Raw genomic sequence first — 23,082 nt, 5'->3', positions numbered from 1 at the left:
AAAGCACTCTATAGAGTGCTTTTTAATTTTTTATAAGATTTTTGATTAAAACTGATAACGAATACCAAGAGCGATATCGAAGTCTAAATCATCGTTATCATATAAGTCGTCACCAAAACCAATTTCAGGTCTAAAGTCTAATGATATAAGTAACGGAATATCAAAATTATATTCAATACCAATATCACCGGCAGCAAAAATGAATGTATCACTGTCATCAACTCCAGGAGGTAGGTTATCAAAACTAAAAGAGCCTAATCCGCCACCAACACCAGCATACCAGTTAAAATTTCCATCTAAACTCCAAACCCATTGGTATAATCCTGCTAGTTTAAAACCATCATAATTATTACCATCTCTCCAGCCAAAATCGACCTCTAAACGGTTGTTCTGCCCTAAAGCATGTTGATAAGAAATTTCGGCACCTAAACCATCGCTATCACCTAAACGTAAACCAATAGCGTTTTCTGAGATGTCTTGAGCGTTCGTTAAAAAAGTAAAACCTAATAATGCAATTGATGTTAAAAATAATTTCTTCATAAGTTTAAAGTTTTTTGATTAATATGATATACGACCTTTTGTTTTAAAAAGATCATTTTAATATTCTGATAACTTTACAAAAATAACGCCAAAATTGTATTTATATTTATCCAATCAATAGATTTATTAACTCAATGCCTTTACAAAACTTAAAATCAACCTTATCAGGAGAATTATATTACGACGATTTAATAAAATCTATTTACGCTACAGATGCTTCGGTTTATAGAATGCTACCACTAGCTGTAGCATATCCTAAAAATATAGACGATATAAAGCAACTAATTAGGTATGCAAAAGCACAAAAAACGGCTTTAATACCAAGAACCGCTGGAACCTCATTAGCAGGACAATGTGTTGGTGAAGGTATTGTGGTTGATGTTTCCAAACATTTTACTAAAATTTTAAAGCTTGATGAAGATGCTCAAACTATTACCTTACAACCGGGTGTGGTACGCGATGAGCTAAACAATTATTTAAAACCTTTTGGGTTGTTTTTTGGTCCTAATACATCAACCTCTAACCGATGTATGATTGGTGGAATGGTTGGAAATAATTCATCTGGCACAACATCAATTCAATATGGCGTTACCAGAGATAAGGTTTTAGAAATTCAAGCTATTTTAAGTGATGGAAGCGAAGTTGTTTTTGGAGAATTATCTGCAGAAGAATTCAAAGAGAAAACAAAGTTAACTACTCTTGAAGGGGACATATACAGAGCTATTCATTCTGAACTTGTTTCAGAATCGGTTCAAAATCAAATTATAGAAAATTTTCCAAAACCAGAAATACACCGAAGAAATACAGGGTATGCTATTGATGAGTTAATTAAAAGTGAAGTGTTTTCTAGTTCTGAGGAAAAATTTAATATGTGTAAACTGCTTTCCGGTAGTGAAGGCACATTGGCCTTTACAACTCAAATCACTTTAAAACTAGATACCTTGCCACCACAGGAAAGTATAATGGTTGCTGCTCATTTTGATAGTATTGAAAGTTGTATGAATTCTGTAGAACTGGTTATGAAACATAATTTGTACACCTGTGAAATGATGGATAAAACCATTTTAGATTGTACAAAGCATAATAAAACACAACAAGAAAACAGACAATTTATAGAAGGAGATCCCAAGGCCATTTTAATGTGTGAAGTTAAAGCTAATGATAAAAAACAAGCAGAAGTTTTAGCTAATAATCTTTTAAAAGAAATTAAAAACTCAGGTTTAAGTTATGCTTATCCAATGCTTGTTGGTAATGATATTAATAAAGCGCTCACACTTAGAAGTGCCGGTTTAGGGCTGTTGGGAAACATAATTGGCGATAAAAAATCTGCGGCATGTATAGAAGATACAGCGGTTGCATTGCCAGATTTGGCAAATTATATTTCGGAGTTTACAAAGCTTATGAAAGGCTATAATCAAGAAGCCATTTATTATGCACACGCTGGGGCGGGAGAGTTGCATTTACGTCCAGTTTTAAATTTAAAAAAAGCAGAAGACCTTGTTTTATTTAGGAAAATAACGACTGATGTTGCTCATCTTGTTAAGAAATACAGAGGTTCTATGAGTGGTGAGCATGGAGATGGTATTGTGCGGTCTGAGTTTATTGAACTCATGATTGGGAAGGAAAATTATAACATCTTAAAACGCATAAAAAAGGCTTTTGATACCGATAATATTTTCAATCCAGGTAAAATTATTGATGTTTTGCCTATGGATAAAAATTTGCGTTATGAAGCTGATAGAGTAGAACCAGAAATTGAAACGTTACTCGATTTTTCAAAATCGTTGGGTATTTTACGCGAAGCGGAAAAGTGTAATGGCTCTGGAGATTGTAGGAAACTACCAGAATTTGGAGGCACCATGTGCCCAAGTTACAGAGCCACCAGAAATGAAAAAGATACTACAAGAGCTCGTGCCAATGCACTGCGTGAGTTTTTAACCAATTCTGATAAAGACAATAAATTCAACCACGAAGAATTAAAACAGGTTTTCGATTTATGCTTAAGCTGTAAAGCTTGTGCTAGCGAATGCCCAAGTAGTGTAGATGTGGCAAGTTTAAAGACAGAGTTTCAATATCAATATCAAAAAGCCAATGGAGTACCTTTGCGAACCAAATTATTTGCTTATAACAATAAGTTAAATAATTTAGGAAGTAAATTACCAAGCATAACAAATTTTGTGTTTTCTAACAGATTTACGTCTTCTGTTTTGAAGAAATCTTTTGGAATTGCCAAAGAAAGAAGCTTGCCTTTAATTTCAAACAAAAGCTTGGATAAATCATTTAAAACTGTTAAAAACCAATCAGTTGAAATTAATTATGTTAAAACAATTTATTTGTTTAACGACGAATTTACTAATCATTTAGATACTCAAATAGGTATTGATGCTATACAGCTTTTAACAGCTTTAAACTACAAAGTTGAAGTACTTAAAAATGAAGAATCTGGTCGTGCTTTCCTATCAAAAGGTTTATTAGAACAAGCCAAAGATTTAGCTAATAAAAATGTAAGTATTTTTAAGGATAAAATTTCAAAAGACACGCCTTTAATTGGAATTGAACCTTCAGCCATTTATACGTTTAAAGACGAATATTTAAAATTAGCAAACGATAAAACTTCCGCGGAAGCAATAGCACAAAATACCTTTTTAATAGAAGAGTTTATTCAGCAAGAAATAAAACTTGGAAACATAAAACCAGAGCAATTTACATTAAAAGCTAAAACTATTAAGTTTCACGGGCATTGTCATCAAAAATCAATGAGTAATCAGCTTTCTAGTTTTGCGGTTTTAAATTTGCCTAAAAACTACAAGGTTACTATTATACCAAGTGGTTGTTGTGGTATGGCAGGAAGTTTTGGTTACGAAAAAGAACATTATGAGGTAAGTATGCAAGTTGGGGAACAAACCTTGTTTCCTGCAGTTAGAAAAGCTCCCGAAGAAGTTGTTATTGCTGCAAACGGAACCAGTTGTAGGCATCAAATAAAAGACGGAACCCAACGCGAAGCAAAACACCCCATAACTATTTTACGAGAGGCTTTGGTTTAACTTTTTTTCTTCTTTTTCTTTTCCGTTTGTTCAACTATGGTTATAGCTGCAATTAAATTATTGATGTCCATATTTTCCATGTCTTCATCAACAATAAAAGGTGCTAGTTTATCTTTATTGTAATTGTAGATTTTCCAACGTTTAAACTGATATTCTAAAGCTGTAAAATTTTCAACCCAATCTCCAGAATTTAAGTACATGGTATTTCCATGTTTATTCTCAATACATTCCATTTTAGGTTGGTGTATGTGTCCGCAAACAACATAGTCGTAACCATTTTCTATAGCCAATTCAGAAATTACTTTTTCGTAGTCATTAATGTATTTAATGGCGCCTTTAACACCATTCTTTACTTTTTTAGATAGTGAATAACGCTCCTTACCACGTTTTTCTAAATACCAATTTACAAGTCGGTTTAACAACGTTAGCAAATCATAACCATAGCCACCAAGTTTAGCAAGCCATTTGGCGTTTTGTATAGAAACATCAAATACATCACCATGAAAAAACCACGCTTTTTTGCCATCAAGTTTTAAAACCAGTTTATCTACAATCGAAATTTTACCAATCGTGGTTCCACTAAACTTACGCAACATTTCATCATGGTTTCCAGTAATGTAAACTATCTCAACACCATCAGAAGCCATATCCATAATTTTTTTAATGACTTTTAAATGCGATTTTGGGAAGTACCGTTTGCTAAATTGCCAGATGTCTACAATATCACCATTAAGAATAAGTTTTTTGGGTTCAATACTGTTTAAATAAGTTAATAAATGTTTTGCGTGGCAACCATATGTCCCTAAATGAACATCTGATATTACGGCAATTTCTATTTTTCTTTTTATTTTCAACTTGGGCATAAATAGTTTTGTACAAATAACCCTTTTTAATATTACGTAATCATTATCCTATAATTATCTATATATAAGCATATTGTTAATTAATTGTTATGCCTTTTATTGATTGATTTTATAACGCTTATTGTATATTCTAAACGAAACTGGAAAAGTAATTGTGTTTGCAGATGTCAGGTTGAGCTTGTCGAAACTGATATTGATTATCAATGTGTTAAAATATTTCGACAAGCTCAATATGGCCTCGAACTATGCTTTTCTGAAAATTCTTCCTGATTTTAACTTCCAAAATAAATTAATGAAATAACCCTATAAGTACTATATTTAGGATAGTTGAATTAGAAAAAAGCTTTATTTTAGCACCAAAATATATGTTATGGCTGGTAATTCCTTCGGAAAACTATTTAACTTAACCACTTACGGAGAATCTCACGGACCTGCTTTAGGCGGTGTAATTGATGGATGCCCTCCAGGAATTGAATTAGATTTAGAATTCATTCAAAATGAGTTAGATAGAAGAAAGCCTGGGCAGTCGGCAATCGTTACGCAACGTAAAGAACCCGATACTGTAAAATTCCATTCAGGTATTTTTGAGGGTAAATCTACTGGAACACCCATAGGTTTTGTAATAGAAAATACCAATCAGAAATCTCACGATTATTCGCATATAAAGGACAGTTACAGACCAAGTCATGCGGATTATACTTACGATAAAAAATACGGATTAAGAGACTATCGTGGTGGCGGTCGTAGTTCTGCACGCGAAACGGCATGTCGTGTGGTTGCTGGTGCTATAGCAAAACAAATGCTTAAAGGTATAGAAATTAAAGCCTACGTTTCTGGTGTTGGTACCATGAAATTAGATAAACCACATACCGAGTTAGACCTTTCTAAAACAGAATCAAATATTGTACGTTGTCCAGACGTGGATATGGCTTCAAAAATGGAAACTTACATTAAAGAAGTACGCAGTAAAGGCGACACTGTTGGAGGCATTGTAAGTTGCGTTATAAAAAATGTACCTGTAGGTTTAGGAGAACCTGTGTTTGATAAACTTCATGCTGAGTTAGGTAAAGCTATGTTATCTATAAACGCTGTAAAAGGGTTTGAGTATGGTAGCGGTTTTCATGGCAGCACCATGTATGGTAGCGACCATAACGATGCTTTTAATACAGATGGTACAACTAAAACTAACTATTCTGGAGGTATTCAAGGAGGTATAAGCAATGGTATGGACATTTATTTTAATGTGGCATTTAAACCCGTAGCAACGCTTATTCAAGAATACGAAACTATCGATAAAGAAGGTAAAGTGGTGCAAATGCACGGAAAAGGACGTCATGATCCTTGTGTGGTTCCTCGTGCAGTGCCTATTGTAGAAGCCATGGCAGCATTAGTTATTGCCGATTTTTACCTGATTAACAAAATGTATTAGAAGTTTTTTTAGCTTTTGTCAGTCACTTTTTTTTGTCATTCTGCGCTATGTTACGGAATCCATAAAAAAGAGCTTCAACAAATGCCTCAATCGGGGCTAAATCACCTATTGTGTTTTTGTAATTCTCACACAAATAGTAATTCTTTGTAAAAAAACGTGTAATAATCTGTTATCTAGAACTTTATCTATATAAAAACATATATTTGTTATGATATAGCTAGTTGCCATTGATTTGACCAAAATACCGAAAATGATTAAACTGATTTTTATATTTATTGTATTTCAGGTTCTTTTCTTAATTCCTTCTTACTATTTATATAGAAAGTTTTTGAAAAATAAAATCCAAATCAAAAACATAAAATTATATTCAATTCTGGCGACACTTTTAATGCCTATTTTATGGACAACTATAATGATTGGAATTTGTTATGGAATAATAAATCCTATTTTAAGATCAAAGGAATTTGATTCAAAAGACTGGATTGAAAATGTTGATACGAGATATAGAATGGTTAATGATTTAGAAAGGAATAAAAAACTCGAAGGAAAAACGAAAAAAGAGATAATTGAATTATTAGGAACTGAATACAAAACTGATTGTTGGACTAAAAACACAATTTGTTATGTTGTACCTGACCCAGATAATTATGCGATGTTAGACCATTACGAATTTGTTATTTTCTTGAATGACAAGAATAAAGTTGAACGAGTTGAAAATGTAATTAGATAAAAACTAATGGTTATACCGTGTATAATTAATTGCTTGGTCACTGCCGACTTACGAAAATTTCGCTAAAATTTTCTATCTGTGATTTGTTTTCTAACTTAGTTGCTAAAACACGAAACGAAATTATACACAAAACCGCTGGCAACAATTAATAAATGAATAAAACAATACTAATATTACTGATTTTAATAGCAATTTTATCTTGTAAAACAGAAAAACCAACTGAAATAATTGTTATTGGAACACTTCATAAACCAGAGCCTAATTTTAACTCTGAAATTCTTTTCAATATATTAGAAAGTGTAAAGCCTGATTTTATATTAGAAGAACTAGACTCTTCTTTTTTTACTTCAAATTTTAGACATAAAAATATTTCAGATAGTAATGAAAGTATGGCATCTGAAAAATATATTGAAAAATACCCAACAGCTAAATTGAGACCATATGAATTTGAAGGCAGAAATGAATATAGGATAAATATTGGCTCACGACCTACAGATGGATTAACAACAAAACTCATAGATAGTTTAAACAAAGTGGGTTTATTATCTGAAACAGAAGCTATAATTCATAATAAATATAAAGCTCTCTTAGAACCATTAATTGAATTGGCTTCAAAATCCCCCGAAAACTTCAACAATCCATCAGCAGATAGCATTTGCGAAGAAAGACAATATTATCAGTATAAAATGCTGACAAGAATAACGAATAAAAGAAATGAATTTGCAACTCGTTTTCATACCAAACCAAATGGTGAAAAAATAAGTTACCGAGACGGATATCAGTTGGCTGGTGATTTTTGGGATTTAAGAAATAAAACAATGGCCAAAAATATAATGCGAATTTCTGAACAGAACCAAGGCAAAAAAATTGTAGTGCTCTGTGGATTTATGCATAGATATTATATTTTAAGTGAATTGAGAAAATTAACGGAAGACAAAAATGTTATCTTAAAAGAATTTTACGAAAAATAAAAACATTGGAGAATTTTAAAACTTTAATGACCTTTATGTTCCCAACAGAACTAGCGGTTGTCAAATCTAAACTGGAATCTGAAGGAATTGAATGTAGAGTTCTCGACGAATATACGGTACAAGCCCACAATTTTCTCTCACAAGCAATAGGAGGTGTTCGACTTCAGGTAGCGGAATCTAATTTGGATAAAGCTAGGTTAATTCTAGAGGAAAATGGACTCATTAGGGAAAGTAAAGAACCCGAACAAAGTAAAGTCGAAAAAAGAATTAGCGACCCAAAATTTCAGAAAACTATTAAACTTTTGCTAATTTCATTAGTCACTATTACTATAGTATTAGGTTCATCAGCATTCATATACTTACATATAAACCGTCCAACTGATTTAGAACTTTTAACCCAAAAAAAATGGTGCATAGAATATATAGTTTATCAAAACCAAGAATATGTTCCCTATACAATATCAGACAAAGTACAAATCCGTCTAATAGGAGAATGTTTTGAGAAATTAAATTTTCAAGCAAATGGACATGTTCAATTCCCAGGTTTTAATTCCCCTCGAATAAATGGAAATTGGAAACTGGAAAATAGTTTTATCAGCATATCACAAATTGATACGTTAGACTTTCTTCTAGAAAGAGAGTATGAGTACAAAATAAACCAAAGTGAGCTGATTTTAAATTCGGACTCCCTAAAAATATATTGTTCAACTTTAAAGTACGGTTATTATTGAGTAAAGAATTAAAATGCCCGAATTGCGGCTCATTGGATGTTTCTAGACCAAAAATATCTAGAAGCGCTATAGCTATGACTATTCTTTTAGTTGGTTTTCCAATTCCGTTCCTTAAGCGAAAAAGTCATTGCTTTGATTGTGAAATTGATTTTAAACCTTAAAAAAACATGTACTAACTAGATATATATATTTTTACTAGTTCTAACCAACTTACCAAAATCCTCACGAATTTTATATGCGTTTTGTCTTTATTAAATTAGTTGCTTAAACACGTAACTTTCTATACATAAAAAGAAATCCAACTAACAACTCATTTTCTACAAATAGAAAAATACTTATCTTGTTAAGGTCTAAAGAAAGTACTTTAATAAAACCAACATGTCTAAACTTCAACTAACCGCAATATTGCTGCTAATTCAAACCCTTTGTTTAGCCCAAAACCCATTTGTAACACACATGTATACTGCCGACCCTTCTGCAAGGGTTTTTAATGATACGTTGTATGTGTATCCGTCTCATGACGAAGATGATGCCGTAAAATTTACTATGAAAGACTGGCATGTGTTTTCTACCACAAATATGAAAGACTGGACAGACCACGGTGTTGCTTTTGCATTAAATGATTTAAGTTGGGCATCAACACGAGCTTGGGCACCAGATTGTATAAAGCGTAACGGGAAATACTATTTTTATTATCCTGTAGAGGCAAGCAAAATTGGTGTGGCCGTAAGTGATTCCCCAACAGGGTATTTTAAAGACCCGTTAGATAAAGCTTTAATTCATACAGATACAGAAGGCGTAGTTTGCAATAGAGATTTTATTGATCCTGCTGCTTTTATTGATGACGACGGACAAGCGTATTTGTACATGGGGCAATTGGTAGTTAACGCAATAAAGCTTAACGAAGATATGATCTCTTATGATGGCGAAGTGCATTTACTTGAAGGAACAGACGATTTTTTTGAAGCTGTTTGGATGCATAAATATAAAGGTGTTTACTACTTGTCTTATGTTGGAGAAAGTGGAGAAATTAAATATTGCACAAGTGATAATCCCTTAGGACCATTCGAGTATAAAGGTGTTATTCTAGAAAAGATGAATAGTGGCACAAATCATCACTCTATAGTAGAGTATAAAGGCGAGTGGTATATGTTTTATCATAACTCTGATTTGTATTATAGAAATCATCCGGAAGTAGAAAGAAAATTTGGCTGGGGACACAAAGGTAGCCCGCACCCATTTCGCAGATCCATTTGTTTTGATAAATTGATTTACAACGAAGACGGCACCATACAAAATGTAATACCCACAAAATAAATTTCGTCATTTTTGTGAAGTCAGAAAAGTCAATAATATAGTAATTAGTGAGAACCAAAAAATACTTATCTTGCCTTACTATTTATTAAAAAAATTAAATAAAGAACTAAAAGGAGGTTGTCTAAAAAGTAACTTCTAAGTCATATTGAGCTTGTCGAAATATTTTAATCTGCTGACAATCAATATCTGTTTCGACAAGCTCAACATGACAAATTAAACTATAATGACTTTTTAGACAGACTCGGAAAGACTTATGAAAAAACTAGCATTACATTGGAAGATTATTATAGGAATGATTCTCGGAATCATTTTTGGTTTTATTATGAATACCGTTGATGGTGGTAAAGGTTTTGTTTCCGATTGGATTGCACCCTTTGGTACCATTTTCATTAATCTTCTAAAGCTTATTGCAGTGCCTTTAATTCTGGCGTCTCTTATTAAAGGAATTTCAGATTTAAAAGATATCTCAAAAATAAAATCCATGGGTTTACGTACTATTGGTATTTATGTTTTTACAACTTTGGTAGCAATTATTATTGGTTTAACTATTGTAAATACTGTAAAACCAGGAAATGGTATGCCACAAGACACCATTGAGAAAATTAAATTAAAATACGAGAATGATGCTGGTGTAACCGATAAGTTAATGAAAGCATCGGCTCAAAAAGATGCTGGTCCGTTGCAAGCTCTAGTAGATATTTTTCCGAGTAATATTTTTCAATCTTTTGCAGATGCATCAATGTTACAGATTATTTTCTTTGCCTTATTTGTTGGTATTTGTCTATTATTAATTGGCGAAAAGAAAGCAAAACCTTTAGTTAATTTCTTCGATTCACTCAACGAGGTGGTTATGAAAATGGTAGATTTAATCATGCTTTTTGCACCTTATGCGGTGTTTGCATTATTAGCGAATGTTATTATTGCTTTTGATGATCCTGATATTCTAATAAAGCTATTATGGTATGCACTTTGTGTGGTTGGTGGTCTTATTTTAATGATTGTTTTTTACTTGTTTTTAATAAGTGTTTACACAAAAAGATCACCTATGTGGTTTTTACAGCAAATAAGTCCAGCGCAACTTTTAGCGTTTTCAACAAGTAGTAGTGCTGCAACACTTCCTGTAACTATGGAACGTGTAGAGGAGCATTTGGGTGTAGATAAAGAAGTTTCTGGTTTTGTGCTACCTGTTGGTGCAACTGTAAATATGGATGGAACCAGTTTATACCAAGGTATAGCAGCGGTTTTTATTATGCAGGTAATTTGGCCAGAAGGCTTAACATTTACAAATCAACTGGTTATTATTTTAACAGCTTTATTGGCTTCTATTGGTAGTGCAGCTGTACCAAGTGCAGGTATGGTTATGTTGGTAATTGTATTAGAATCTATTGGATTTCCAGCAGAATTATTACCTATTGGTCTAGCACTTATTTTTGCGGTAGACAGACCTCTGGATATGTGTAGAACCGTTGTAAACGTTACAGGCGATGCTACAGTGTCTATGATTGTAGCTAAGTCTTTAGATAAATTACACGACCCACAACCTAAAGAATGGGATGACCATTACGATGAAGTGCGATAAAATATTTAACTTTAACTTCAACCTAAAAATATAAAAATGAACGTTTGTTTTATCATGTATCCATGGCAGGAGATAGATCCGGAAAACGATACAACTTTAGCTTTAATAAAAGAATGTGTTAAACGAAATCATGGTGTAGCTATGTGTACACCAGCAAATTTAACCATTAGAAATAGCGTTACCAATGCTAATTGTATGGTTATTGGCAGAATGGAAAAAACACCAAGTTCATTAAAATCGTTTTATAAAAAAGCCGAATTACGCGAAGAAATGCTTCCGCTTGCTGGTTTCGATGTGATTTTCTTTAGAGCAAATCCGCCTTTAGACCCTATCATGCTAAACTTTTTAGATTCGGTGAAAGACGATGTGTTTATCATGAATTCTTTAGAAGGTATGCGCGAAGCGAATAATAAATTATACACTGCTGCTTTTGGCGATGCGCATAGCAACATTATTCCTGCTACACACGTTTCAAAAAACAAAAACTATCTGATTAAGCAGATTAAAGAATCAAAATCTGATAAAATGATACTAAAACCGCTTAATGGTTTTGGTGGTTCGGGCGTTATTTTAATCGAAAAATCGGCGATGAGTAATATTAATTCCTTACTCGATTTCTATATAAATAGTAGTGGTGACGGAACATCTAATTATGTGATTCTTCAAGATTATATTGAGGGTGCAGACCAAGGCGATGTTAGAATTTTAATGCTCAATGGCGAAGCTGTTGGCGCTATGAAACGTGTACCAGGAAACGACGATCATCGTTCTAATGTTTCTGCTGGAGGGAGCGTTCAAAAACACACCTTATCAAAAGCCGAAAAAGCTTTATGCAAACAAATTGGACCTAAATTAGTAAACGACGGACTCTATTTTGTGGGTATAGATGTGATTGGAGGAAAATTAGTTGAGGTAAATGTAATGTCGCCAGGAGGAATTACGTATATCAATAAAGTTTACAAGCTTAAAAAGAAAATTGAAGAAAAGGTCATCGATTTTTTAGAAATGAAAGTTTTAGATAAGCTTCAAGCGTTTGACAGGCGCGCAAGATTACGTAAAACGGTGCAAGACGCTTAATTAAGTTAATAAGTAATAGTTAAAAACTAACAATATTCAGTTCTCAGTCATTTCGAAATGAGGCACGATTGAGATATCGCACAATTAATTTAGCCGTAAAATGAGCTCAAACATTAACTTAACTTCACCCGCAGTCACAGTAGAATGGCTACACAAGAATTTAAATGCTGAAAACTTAGTGGTTTTAAACGGAACCATTCCAAAAGTTGTTGGAGATAGTTCAAGTGTAAAACAAAATCAAATTGTTGGCGCTCGATTTTTCGATATTAAAAAGAAGTTTAGCGATGTGTCCGCAGAGTTTCCTAATACCTTTCCATCACCAGAGCAATTTCAAAAAGAAGCTCGTGCTTTAGGTATTAATAATGATAGCGCTATTGTGGTTTATGACGATTTAGGTATTTACTCAAGCGCACGCGTTTGGTGGCTGTTTAAAGCCTTTGGTTTCACAAATGTAGCGGTATTAAGTGGCGGATTACCAGCTTGGAAAAAAGCAGGTTACCCAACCGAAAACGCTTCAGAGTATCAAGGCAACACAGGAAATTTTACAGCGAAACTCCATCCTGAGTTCATGAATTTTTTTGATGATGTAAAACAAGCTTCAACAAACAACACTCATAAAATTATTGATGCACGTTCAGAAAACAGATTTAAAGGTATCGAGGCAGAACCCAGAGCAGGCTTACGTTCAGGAACCATTCCAAATTCCATAAATATACCTTTTACAGACTTGTTAGATGATGGCGTTTTAAAGCCAGATGACGCACTAAAAACCATTTTTAATGATGTTGCTCAAAATGACGAACCCATTATTTTCTCTTGCGGTTCAGGTATTACCGCTTGTGTTTTAGCGTTAGGAGCAGAAATTTCTGGATACAAAAACATATCGGTGTATGATGGTTCCTGGACCGAGTGGGGCAGTTTAGTGCCGCATGATATGGAAAACCCAACTACGTGGACAAAAGATGAATTATTAGCCTATATTTTACTGTTTGTGGCGCATTCCGATTTAAATGAAACCTACAAGGAAAAGGAATACATTTTATCGAGAGTTGATAAACAGGTGTTTACAAGGGTTTATGAACAGTTTGAAAAAGACAACGATTACCAAAGCATACAACATATTGTAGAAGCTGTAAAAACGCATGATTATTACAGAAACGATTTGGCAGATTTGTTTGCAGACATTAAACTTATGGCGTTTGCGGATGGCGAAATGGATGAGATGGAAAACATGGTGTACACCAACCTTAAAAAGATTTTAAAGTAATATGGAGTGCTTATCTGTTTCAGAAATTATTAAAAAAATAGAAGCCGAAGATATTTTTGAAGCTGTGGCTTCAGATTATTCGTTTACCATAAAAATTGATGCCTATGTGCCTTATGCCTGTGGTGCTGTGCATGACGGTCATCAATTTAGAAAAGAACTTTGGGAGAATTGCATACACACAGCTTACGAGCGTTGGTACGAAGAAGACCCGGAAACTAAAAACATGGTTAAATCGCATCCCATTGTTATTGCAGGTTGCGATTCGCGGTTTGAATACGATTTAAACCGAACACCAGAAGAAGCTGTTTTTGATACCGCTTGGGGCAAACAGTTGTGGCACAAACCACTTTCTGAAGCCATGAAAGCCAAAAGTCTTCAAAAACATGCTAACTTTTACAAAGTTGTGCATGCCTTAATTAAAACCTTAGAATCTAAATTTGGCTTTTGTACCGTTTACGATATGCATAGCTATAACTGGAAACGTTGGGATAGGGAAGTGCCTACTTGGAATTTAGGCACCAGCAATATTGATAACGCACGTTTTGGTGATGTTGTAGAAAGTTGGCGACAAAGCCTTTCGGAAATTAAGTTTCCAAACGGGATTAAATCTACCTCATTAGTAAACGACACTTTTCAAGGCAACGGATATTTTTTAAAATATATTACCCAGAACTTTAAAAATACCTTAGTTTTGGCAACCGAAATAGCCAAAGTGTATTGCGATGAATATGAGCAAATTATATTCCGAGAAGTGGTGACAGCGGTTGAGAAAGCATTAATCACGCGTATTCCAGAGCATGCAGCACAGGTGTACGACAGATTTAAAAGTTAGAAAACATGAAGACTGATAATAATGTGGCTACCAAAGCACTTTTAGAAATAGATAAAAACATAGATGCGCTTGTAAAGCAAATAGAGCTTTTAAGCTATGTAAATCCAACCAATATTGAAGAAGAGAAAACCCGCTTTTTTTCATCTAAATACTTAACTGATCCGGTTTTTAAGTATCCAACAATTAATTTTGATAAGTTTAAACTACACCGTAAGTTATTTACGCAGCCTTTAGAGCAAATTGATGATGCCGAAATCAAGAATTTGTATGAGGATATTATTTATGCCTATTCTGGGTTAATACAGTGTATAGAAACCATTGGCAGCGGTAAAAAGTTTTATTACAACTGCTTGCGTTGTTTTGGTACACCTACCGAAAATGATGTGGAGAATGCTAAGTTTATTCTGCATTTTGAAGATGAAAACAAAGATATTCCGGTATTTCAACCTAAATACAGCGCTACAGAAGCCGAAGTGTTTTTTAAAGATTTTTCTAAGAAATACGATTTTAGCTATAGCATAAAACAGAGTGATAAAATGTCGGCCATTGCTATGGTATTAAACAACATACAAACCTTGGTGTTAAATTCGCATTACACCTATTCTGATAATGAAATTGCGGTATTAACCAATCATGAAATTGGTGTGCACATGGTAACCACTATGAATGGTATGTTGCACCCGTTACGCATTTTTTCTCATGGCTTCCCTAATAACGAAGAAACCCAAGAAGGATTAGCGGTTTTTGCAGAGTATATGAGCAATAATTTAACCGTTACACGCTTAAAAGAATTGGCGTATCGTGTAATTGCGGTAGATAGTTTAGCCAAAGGCTACTCGTTTTCCAGAACCTTTAGGATGTTGCACAACCAATACGATTTAGAGCGCGAAGAAGCGTTTTATATTACCGTAAGAGCGCATAGAGGTGGCGGTTTTACAAAAGACTATTTGTATTTAACAGGCCTTAAAAAGATTTACGATTACTACCATTCTGGTAAAGATTTAAGCTTACTGCTTACAGGTAAAGTAACCTTGGAGTATGCAGATGAAATACAATCTTTAATTAAAAAAGAATTAGCGTTACCAGCAAAACACATTACTGATGCGTATGCTGAAAATAAAAACACCAATAAAACGGTAGATTTTATTTTAAGGAGTTTAAAGTAGTATTATTCATTGGTTAAAAACAAAAGTGATGCGTTATTTATAGACGGTATTACTATCTTACTATTTTAATACTTATCCATAGTATCCCAAATCTTAAACATAACTTCATGGCTATTTTCTTTTTTAGAATCTGTGTTAGCAATAAATATTCTTCCTTTTTTGGTTTCTGTATTAATAAATAACATGGTGTTTGTTCCTGGGTCACCACCGCTATGACCAACGACATTATATGATAATTCTTTTTCAGTAAAAATACCTACATTATAATTTTTTTTATTTTCAAAAGCACTTTCATTTAATTGAGATTTGAAAAACTCTTTATAACTATCAGAACTTAAGATAGCACCATTACCAGAATACCCTTTTATTAAATCAAATAGAAATTTTCCTAAATCTGTGCTAGAGCAAATGAGACCACCATCTGGATAAGAAAGGATTTTATAGTAAGGCAACTCTAAGTCATCATAATATAATTTTGAATAGTTAGTACTATCTACATCTTCGAAAAACCAACTTGTTGAAGACATTTTTAATGGTTTAAAAATATGTTCTTTGGTAAACTCATTAAAAGGTTTGTTTGCAGCTAATTCTATAATTAAAGCACATAAAGCTGCTCCTATATTAGTATATTCAAAAATTTCTCCTGGTTTTTTATTTGAAAAAGTAGAAGCATTGTAAAACACTTCATCTTTTTTTAAAAGTTTAGTTAAATAATCTTTTAATGGCATCCAGTCTTCTGATGGATTTTGATAATACAATTCATACCTTTTAAGATTTTCATCAATAGAGACATCATCTTTATTGATATAACAGGTTTCCATATAAATATCGGTATCAACAATAGAACTTGTATGTGTAGCTAATTGCCTAATAGTAATTAATTCATCTAGATAATTTGGGTTTACAACATTAAACGGTAAATACTTATTGATTGGGTCATCTAATTTAAGAACACCCATATCTTGAGCTTTTAAAAGTGCCATACCAATAAACATTTTGGAAACTGAAGCGATATTAATAATAGTATTTTTAGTATATTTTTTCTTTGTGACTCTATCAGAATACCCAAACCCTTGATTATAGATAATTCCTGTGCTATCTACTACAGTAGCTGAAAACCCATTAAATATGCCAATATTATACAAACTGTCCATTTCTTTATCTATAGCATTGGTTGCTGCATAATTCGTTTTTTCATTCTTGCTCTTTTGGCAAGAGTAGCATAAGATTAAGGCTAAAATAAGTGCTATGTTTTTCATTTACTTTTATTTAATTTGTGTTTCTGTACTTATTGATAAGGGTTAAGATATAAATTTGTTCCGATACTTCGTTGCAACACGTTAATTTTCTTTTTCGTAGAAATCGAGTGCTTTTAAATACTTTAAGCCGCCAGTTTTAGTTTGGTCGTGTATAAAACCGTTTAATTCTGGGTGATTTTCATCAATCCAACTTAATAGTTTATTTCTGTTCTTACTAAATACCGTATCATTAAATACAGCGTAATCGGTTATTTCTACACTTTTTATTTTGCCTTCGGTAAAGGTGATGACTTCATTAGTTACAATAGGTGCTTCATGAAGAAATAGTATTCTTTTGTCTTTTTTAGAAATTCTTGCTTTAACTACGCCATTTTCTTCTTCAATTTTAAGAATAGTGTATTGAGGTTTAAAAACTGAGTCCCATTTTAATAGCTCAATAAAATCATTTTGTGAAAAAGTCTTTTTGTAACTCCCTTCTTTAGTCCGGATGCTATCTTTTATTAATAAAGGGATTGTTGAATAGTTGTAATTATTTAAAACGGTATAAAAATCCTTTGCGATTTCAATGTTGTTAATCTGTTTTTCAGAGTTTTTACAGGACATAAAGCCCATAATCAAGAACAATGTTAGTATAATAATTTTATTCATTTATGTTTTTTTTCGAAAGTGATACAGTTTTTAGGTTATGATTTGGTTAGAACGAGTCATTAATCTTTAGGTGTTGCGCTTATCGTGATTGTGTATAGTTAGTTGCGTGGTTAAACACCTAATTTAGCAAATAAATCACAGATAGAATATTCCGCAGGAATGTTCGTAAGTCGGCAGTGACCAATCAATTAATTATACACGGTGTTAGAAAAAGTTATTTTTTATCATCCGTTTTATTTTGACGTTTTAGCTTTTTCAAAAATTTATCGCCCTCTAATTTTTTTTCTGCATCCATATATCTTTGATATTTGAAATACCAAAAAATCATACCTGAGAAAAACAGAATCGTTCCTGTCAAATTCATAACAATAAAAAGCCAACCTCGATTGGTTAGTTTCATCCATCCAGAGAAATCTTCAAGGTTTCTATTGGCTTCAGTAACCTTTTCATTGTATTTGTTGGCTAGTTCCGCTTTTTCATATTCAAGTCTTTTTTTGTCCTCAAGCAATTTATTAAGAAACGTACTGTCTACACTTATTGAGTCTTTTTCTTCGCGTTGATATATTCTTTTTCTTTTTTCAATAAAAGAATCAGTTGAAATCATATCACTTTTTATTATAGATAATTCCGCTTCGTCTGAAATTATGCTAGAACCTAATCTAAATGCTTCTTTGTCGACTTGAAATTTCCATATTTGAGAAAAAACCAGAATTGTTAATCCAAATATTGAAATAAATTTATAAAGATTATCAGTTGGTAAACTAGGAAAATTCATTGGCTAGGTTTTTTTTCATAATTTTTGCTAACGATCAGATATGAATATGTTTCAATGATTCATATCCACTGGTAAGCTAATTTAAAATTTTATTGTCAGAAAACACATAAGTACTTCTACGTAATTGTTAAGAGTTATAAACATAAAAAACACCGCACTAAAAATAGGTGAGGTGTTTATCGGGTTTGCATAAAAAACTATTTTTATTTGTAATGGTATTACAGTACGTCTATTTCATGTTATAAGGAATATAGTCTTCCCAATACCAAGGCGTGTATGTATCTGCAATTCCTAATGCTAATACATCCTTAAAGATACTTTCGGCATTATCACTATTAGACATTAAAAGTATACCAATACGCTTTTCAGGAAATATAATTGAATAGTGCTGGAAGCCTTCGCCATGACCTTCTTTAAAATAACCATCACCATATGGCGATTTTAATAAACCCCAACCTAAACCGTAACTTAAAGCTATACTATCGTTGGCATTTGTTTTTTCCATGGCTTCTTGCCCAAATTGTTTCTTTGAAGTAATGCGAATATTGGGTGTAAACATTAAATTAGTTACATTAGAGTTTTGTGAGCTCAATGCCATTATTTTTGATAGAAATTTTGAATAATCAACGGGCGTTGTCTCCATAGAACCTGCAGCTCCAGCGTCATCTTCGGTGTCTTTATCAATTACTTTTTGTGCTGTTGTGTGCCCATAACAATACTTGTTTTCAAAACGCTCGCGCCATATATAGCTCGTCATATCCATACCTAAAGGCTCGAAAACACGTTCTTTAGCCAATTGCTCTAGCCCGATTCCTGTGATTTTTTCAACGACTATTTGTAGCAATCTAATGCCTTCTCCAGAATAACTATACTCGGTTCCGGGGTCAAAATAAAAATGAATTGTTTCTACCTCTGGTTGAAATTGGTTGGTTCTGCTAATCCATCTCCAATTAGGAAAACCTGTGGTATGCGATAAACACATTCGTGCGGTTATATCTTTATATCGGTCATCATTTTCAAGATTTCCAAAACCTCGCCATGTTCTATCAAATTCCATTTTAGGAAGAGGAATATCTAAATAGTCTTGTAAAGGTTTATCGAGGTCTATAATACCTTCGTTAGCCAGTTGCGCAACTATATAACCAAAAACAGATTTACTTAAAGAAGCGCCATAGAATACGTGGTTAATATTTAAACTATCTTTTTTATTAAAATTTGAATACCCAAATGCCTTTTGATAGGCAATCGTATCTTGATTAAAAATGGTAACCGTTAATCCTGTTACATTGGCGGTGTCAACAAGAGTTTTAATTTGCTCGTCTAATTGTGTTTCTGATATTGATGAACCATCTATACGTTGAATTTGGTTTGTTTTGATTGTTTTTGAACAGCCTACAAGCGTGCAAAGTATAATGATGGTAGTTAAATATTTCATATTATTCTTCTACACGTTTACCTGTAAGTTCTTGCCCACCTTGAAAAAGCGTTACACTTTCTACAATGCCAGCGTCGTTTTTATTAAAAGTAAGTTGTGCATTTACCACTTTTAGGTAAAACTCATGTTCTGTTTTCGGGTAAATATCAAACTGTGGTTGCCCTGTGGCTTGTGCTTTCATTTGCTTGTCTTCTTTAGTAATGGTAATTATAAAATTAGGCATAAGCTGGTATTTGCCGACATAGCTTTCTAAAATAGCATCGTTTATAATTATTTCTTTTTCAAATTCGCTTACATCGGCGCCCAGTTTTTTTAATTGCTCTATACCGTTGGTGTTATTAGGGTTCATAGTTACCGAGGTTTTGTAATGTTTAATAGCCAATTCGTTTTGGCCTAAATTCATTAAGGCTTCGGCATAACTATCGTACACGTTAGATGACTTTGGGAAGGCTTCAATATTTAATTTAAATACTTCTGCGGCTTCTTCAGTTTTGTCTTCACCCATAAGCTGGTAGCCAATTCTATTCATTTCACCTTCATTTAAATTATACGTTTTAGAGTCTTTAATGGCGTTATAACGTGCAATTCCTGCTTCAATGCCTTGTTTATGAATAGCATCAAGAAGTTCTGTAGCTACCGATTTTTTAGGCATATCGTAAGGCTTACCATGTAAAATACCGCGTATAGATTGCGTCATTTCGTTTAACGGAGCGCCACCGGTATTGTTTAACAACACCACTAACGATTTATCTTGCGTTGCTCTGGATATATTGGTGTTAAACCCGTTTATACCACCACCATGACCAATGGTGTAAATACTATCGTTGGACGTCCCGATTTTATCGTAGCCAACGCCCCAACCGTAAGCGTATTTTGCATTACCAAAGGCTTGAATGTAGCCTTTAAAATACATATCCATATATTTTTGTGGTAACAGTTTGTTGGTGTACAAAGCTTGATCCCAGAGGTATAAATCTTCTACGGTAGAATACATAGAACCAGCAGCGTAAGGAATGCTCATGTCTAAATATTTGGAGTTTATAAGTTTACCACCTTCTTTTTCGTAGCCAGTGGCTCTGTTTTTTAAAATATCGTCATGATTGTCGTAACCCGTGTCGTTCATGTTAAGTGGTTTAAAAATCTTATCATGAAGCATTTGCTCGTAAGTTTTACCAGATAGTGTTTCAATGATAACACCCAAAAGAAAATAGCCTGAGTTGCTGTAGTTAAAACGTTCTCCAGGTTCGAACTCTAAATCTTTACCTGAAAATTTTTCGGTGAAATCTACCGGTTTGTATGGGTTTCGGCTTTCGTCTTTAAAAAACCCAGGAAAAGACGTGTAGTTTGGTATTCCAGCGGTGTGTGTAAGCAAATGGTGTGTGGTAATTTTGTCGCCCGTAGCTTTTGGGTAATCTGGTAAATAGGTGGTGATTGGCGCTTGTAAGTCTAATTTACCTTCGGCTGCCAATTGCAGAATAAGCATTGCAGTAAATTGTTTGGTAATGGAGCCTAAACGGTGTTTGGTGTTGGATTGGTTAGGAATGTCCCATTCCATATTCGCCATTCCAAATCCTTTTTTAAATACAACTTTGCCTTGATCTGAAACCAAAACGGAGCCGTTAAATTTGCCATATTCCACATATTTGTTGATGAGGTTTTCTATTTGTTCTGCTTTGTTTTGAGCAAAACCAATGCTGCTTATTAGTAGTAATGCTAGTGTTAAAAATCCCATTTTTAATCTAGAGAAGTTTGAATGTGATTTCATATTGTAAATTTTGATTGATTATGGTTTTAAGTTGGACGTACCAAATGGTTGTTTCGTTACAAAAACGAGGTGTAATTATTGCAAGTTATTGAATTTTAGTTAAATAAGGTGGTTTTTTTGTTTTAAGTCATTTCGACCTTAGGGAGAAATCGCATAACAGTAGTTTAGGTAAATGTGATGTCTCAATCGTGCCTCATATCGACATGACTAGTTGTTTTGATTTGGCTGTTTAGGTTGATTTAGTCATTTTAGAAATATTTAAATAAGTGCTTGTTAGATAACTCTAGTCATTTCGAACGAAGAGAGAAATCCCATATCAGTGGTTTCGCAAAACTATGCGATGTCTCAATCGTACCTCATTTCGACATGACTTGTTGGGTTTATTTTGCTCTTTGTGTTTGGTTTAGTCATTTTAGAAATATTTAAATAAGTGCTTGTTAGATAACTTTAGTCATTTTGAACGAAGAGAGAAATCACATAACAGTGGTTTTACAAAACTATGTGATGTCTCAATCGTTCCTCATGTCGACATGACTTGTTGGTAACTTTTGTCATTTAGAACACAATGAAAAATTACATAATACTCAACTAAAAGTAAAATCAACAAAAAAGTTATAATTTTAAGCATGCTACATAATTATTATATTTATATAACTACAAATCAATACAGAACCACACTGTATATAGGCTTTACCAATAACATTCAACGAAGATTATCTCAACATCATTTTGATAGTATTAACGCAAAAAAATCTTTTGCAGGTAAATATGGTTGTGTTTATTTAGTTTATTATGAGGTTTTTGATTTTCCCAAGCAAGCTATTGCAAGAGAGAAAGAACTAAAAAAATGGAGAAGAGAAAAGAAGAATAAATTGATAAGTGATTTTAACCCCAAATGGGAAACGTTAAACAATCAAGTATTTTAAGGTTGTTTATGTCATGTCTCTTCTGGTAGTTATTAAAACAAATTGAAATTAATTAGTCATTTCGACCTTAGGGAGAAATCACATAGCAGTGTTTTAGATAAGTGTGATGTCTCAATCGTGCCTCATTCGACATGACTTGTTGATTTGATTAGGTTGATTAGTTTGATTTAGTCATTTCGAATGCAATGAGAAATCCCATAACAGTGGTTTTACAATGAATATGTGATGTCTCAATCGTTCCTCATTTCGACATGACTTTTAGTAAGCTTTAATATGACTAATTTTTACTCTAAAAATTTACTTTTAAGCTCTGGAGTAGGAATCATACAAGCCGATTTTTTACCAAACCACTTGTAGCGATTTTTAGCTATAACATCGTAAACCCAATTGCGAATAAATGCTGGAACTATAAAAAACACACTCATTAAACTAATAGGAAACCCCAAGTGATACGCAATTTTTAAAGCTGCTGTACTTTTGTAATCGATACCTTTTTCTGGTGAGTACAATAAAATAGAATCTGTTTTTTGGGTATCTATATTGAATTTTTCAATAATGCTTTTACCAACCTCACTTTGTAATGCAGCAAACATAAACCGATTTTTCTTGTCGTGTTTTATAACATATTGCACAGAAGAGTTGCATAGGTTGCAAACCCCATCAAACAGAATTAGCTTTTTATGTTTAGGTAGATTTATCATAAATAGGCTCATAATGACAATGTAAAT

20 protein-coding genes are annotated in these 23,082 nt (G+C 33.1%); 12 read left to right on the top strand and 8 right to left on the bottom strand.

Annotated features, from left to right (window positions below):
* Positions 1-45: 45 nt before the first annotated feature.
* Positions 46-540, bottom strand: coding sequence for a hypothetical protein (locus tag MBM09_RS10795; RefSeq protein ID WP_238673738.1), 495 nt, complete (start codon positions 538-540; stop codon positions 46-48).
* A gap of 134 nt (positions 541-674) precedes the next feature.
* On the opposite strand from MBM09_RS10795, the gene MBM09_RS10790 reads away from it, so the two are divergent.
* A complete protein-coding gene (locus MBM09_RS10790; RefSeq protein ID WP_238673737.1) occupies positions 675-3,584 on the top strand; it encodes an FAD-binding and (Fe-S)-binding domain-containing protein in 2,910 nt (969 codons plus the stop codon).
* On the opposite strand, the gene MBM09_RS10785 is transcribed toward MBM09_RS10790, so the two are convergent.
* Positions 3,581-4,447, bottom strand: coding sequence for a UDP-2,3-diacylglucosamine diphosphatase (locus MBM09_RS10785; protein WP_370569660.1), 867 nt, complete (start codon positions 4,445-4,447; stop codon positions 3,581-3,583). The two genes, MBM09_RS10790 and MBM09_RS10785, sit on opposite strands and share 4 nt — an antisense overlap.
* Before the next feature lie 370 nt (positions 4,448-4,817).
* Between MBM09_RS10785 and aroC the strand changes: the two genes are divergently transcribed.
* The 10 genes from aroC to MBM09_RS10735 all read left to right on the top strand — a co-directional run bounded on the left by aroC (position 4,818) and on the right by MBM09_RS10735 (position 15,546).
* A complete protein-coding gene (gene aroC, locus MBM09_RS10780; protein ID WP_238673735.1) occupies positions 4,818-5,876 on the top strand; it encodes a chorismate synthase in 1,059 nt (352 codons plus the stop codon).
* Positions 5,877-6,288: 412 nt separating this feature from the next.
* The gene (locus MBM09_RS10775) at positions 6,289-6,606 is read left to right on the top strand and encodes a hypothetical protein (RefSeq protein ID WP_238673734.1); all 318 of its coding nucleotides are present in this window, start codon (positions 6,289-6,291) and stop codon (positions 6,604-6,606) included.
* Between the two features lie 152 nt (positions 6,607-6,758).
* Positions 6,759-7,577, top strand: coding sequence for a hypothetical protein (locus MBM09_RS10770; RefSeq protein ID WP_238673733.1), 819 nt, complete (start codon positions 6,759-6,761; stop codon positions 7,575-7,577).
* 35 nt (positions 7,578-7,612) lie between these two features.
* On the top strand, positions 7,613-8,308 hold the full coding sequence (locus MBM09_RS10765; protein ID WP_238673732.1) for a DUF2007 domain-containing protein: 696 nt from the start codon (positions 7,613-7,615) through the stop codon (positions 8,306-8,308).
* 378 nt (positions 8,309-8,686) lie between these two features.
* On the top strand, positions 8,687-9,625 hold the full coding sequence (locus MBM09_RS10760; protein ID WP_238673731.1) for a family 43 glycosylhydrolase: 939 nt from the start codon (positions 8,687-8,689) through the stop codon (positions 9,623-9,625).
* A gap of 253 nt (positions 9,626-9,878) precedes the next feature.
* Positions 9,879-11,204, top strand: coding sequence for a dicarboxylate/amino acid:cation symporter (locus MBM09_RS10755; RefSeq protein WP_238673730.1), 1,326 nt, complete (start codon positions 9,879-9,881; stop codon positions 11,202-11,204).
* A gap of 36 nt (positions 11,205-11,240) precedes the next feature.
* Positions 11,241-12,281 (top strand): glutathione synthase, encoded by a 1,041-nt coding sequence (gene gshB, locus MBM09_RS10750; RefSeq protein ID WP_238673729.1) that lies wholly within the window; start codon positions 11,241-11,243, stop codon positions 12,279-12,281.
* Positions 12,282-12,381: 100 nt separating this feature from the next.
* Entirely contained in the window at positions 12,382-13,548 is a 1,167-nt protein-coding gene (locus MBM09_RS10745; RefSeq protein ID WP_238673728.1) for a sulfurtransferase, read from the top strand.
* Position 13,549: 1 nt separating this feature from the next.
* Positions 13,550-14,380, top strand: coding sequence for an N-formylglutamate amidohydrolase (locus MBM09_RS10740; protein ID WP_238673727.1), 831 nt, complete (start codon positions 13,550-13,552; stop codon positions 14,378-14,380).
* A 5-nt stretch (positions 14,381-14,385) separates the two neighbouring features.
* Complete coding sequence (locus MBM09_RS10735) at positions 14,386-15,546, top strand: flavohemoglobin expression-modulating QEGLA motif protein (protein WP_238673726.1); 1,161 nt, start codon at positions 14,386-14,388, stop codon at positions 15,544-15,546.
* A gap of 65 nt (positions 15,547-15,611) precedes the next feature.
* Here MBM09_RS10735 and MBM09_RS10730 read toward each other — a convergent pair whose 3' ends face one another.
* The 5 genes from MBM09_RS10730 to MBM09_RS10710 all read right to left on the bottom strand — a co-directional run bounded on the left by MBM09_RS10730 (position 15,612) and on the right by MBM09_RS10710 (position 21,428).
* Positions 15,612-16,805, bottom strand: coding sequence for a serine hydrolase (locus MBM09_RS10730; protein ID WP_238673725.1), 1,194 nt, complete (start codon positions 16,803-16,805; stop codon positions 15,612-15,614).
* 81 nt (positions 16,806-16,886) lie between these two features.
* Positions 16,887-17,453 carry a hypothetical protein gene (locus tag MBM09_RS10725; protein ID WP_238673724.1) on the bottom strand — a complete coding sequence of 189 codons (567 nt, stop codon included), beginning with the start codon at positions 17,451-17,453 and terminating at the stop codon, positions 16,887-16,889.
* Positions 17,454-17,667: 214 nt separating this feature from the next.
* Positions 17,668-18,228 (bottom strand): hypothetical protein, encoded by a 561-nt coding sequence (locus MBM09_RS10720; protein WP_238673723.1) that lies wholly within the window; start codon positions 18,226-18,228, stop codon positions 17,668-17,670.
* Between the two features lie 229 nt (positions 18,229-18,457).
* A complete protein-coding gene (locus MBM09_RS10715) occupies positions 18,458-19,663 on the bottom strand; it encodes a serine hydrolase (RefSeq protein WP_238673722.1) in 1,206 nt (401 codons plus the stop codon).
* Position 19,664: 1 nt separating this feature from the next.
* Complete coding sequence (locus MBM09_RS10710; RefSeq protein ID WP_238673721.1) at positions 19,665-21,428, bottom strand: serine hydrolase; 1,764 nt, start codon at positions 21,426-21,428, stop codon at positions 19,665-19,667.
* A 626-nt stretch (positions 21,429-22,054) separates the two neighbouring features.
* Between MBM09_RS10710 and MBM09_RS10705 the strand changes: the two genes are divergently transcribed.
* Positions 22,055-22,354 (top strand): GIY-YIG nuclease family protein, encoded by a 300-nt coding sequence (locus MBM09_RS10705; protein WP_238673720.1) that lies wholly within the window; start codon positions 22,055-22,057, stop codon positions 22,352-22,354.
* Between the two features lie 284 nt (positions 22,355-22,638).
* On the opposite strand, the gene MBM09_RS10700 is transcribed toward MBM09_RS10705, so the two are convergent.
* Positions 22,639-23,055 carry a thiol-disulfide oxidoreductase DCC family protein gene (locus MBM09_RS10700; protein WP_238676331.1) on the bottom strand — a complete coding sequence of 139 codons (417 nt, stop codon included), beginning with the start codon at positions 23,053-23,055 and terminating at the stop codon, positions 22,639-22,641.
* Positions 23,056-23,082 lie beyond the last annotated feature (27 nt).

It is taken from the genome of Flaviramulus sp. BrNp1-15 (assembly GCF_022259695.1).
Lineage (GTDB): Bacteria > Bacteroidota > Bacteroidia > Flavobacteriales > Flavobacteriaceae > BrNp1-15.
Note: the sequence above shows the minus strand (reverse complement) of the source record. Positions and strands in the feature narration are given on the sequence as shown.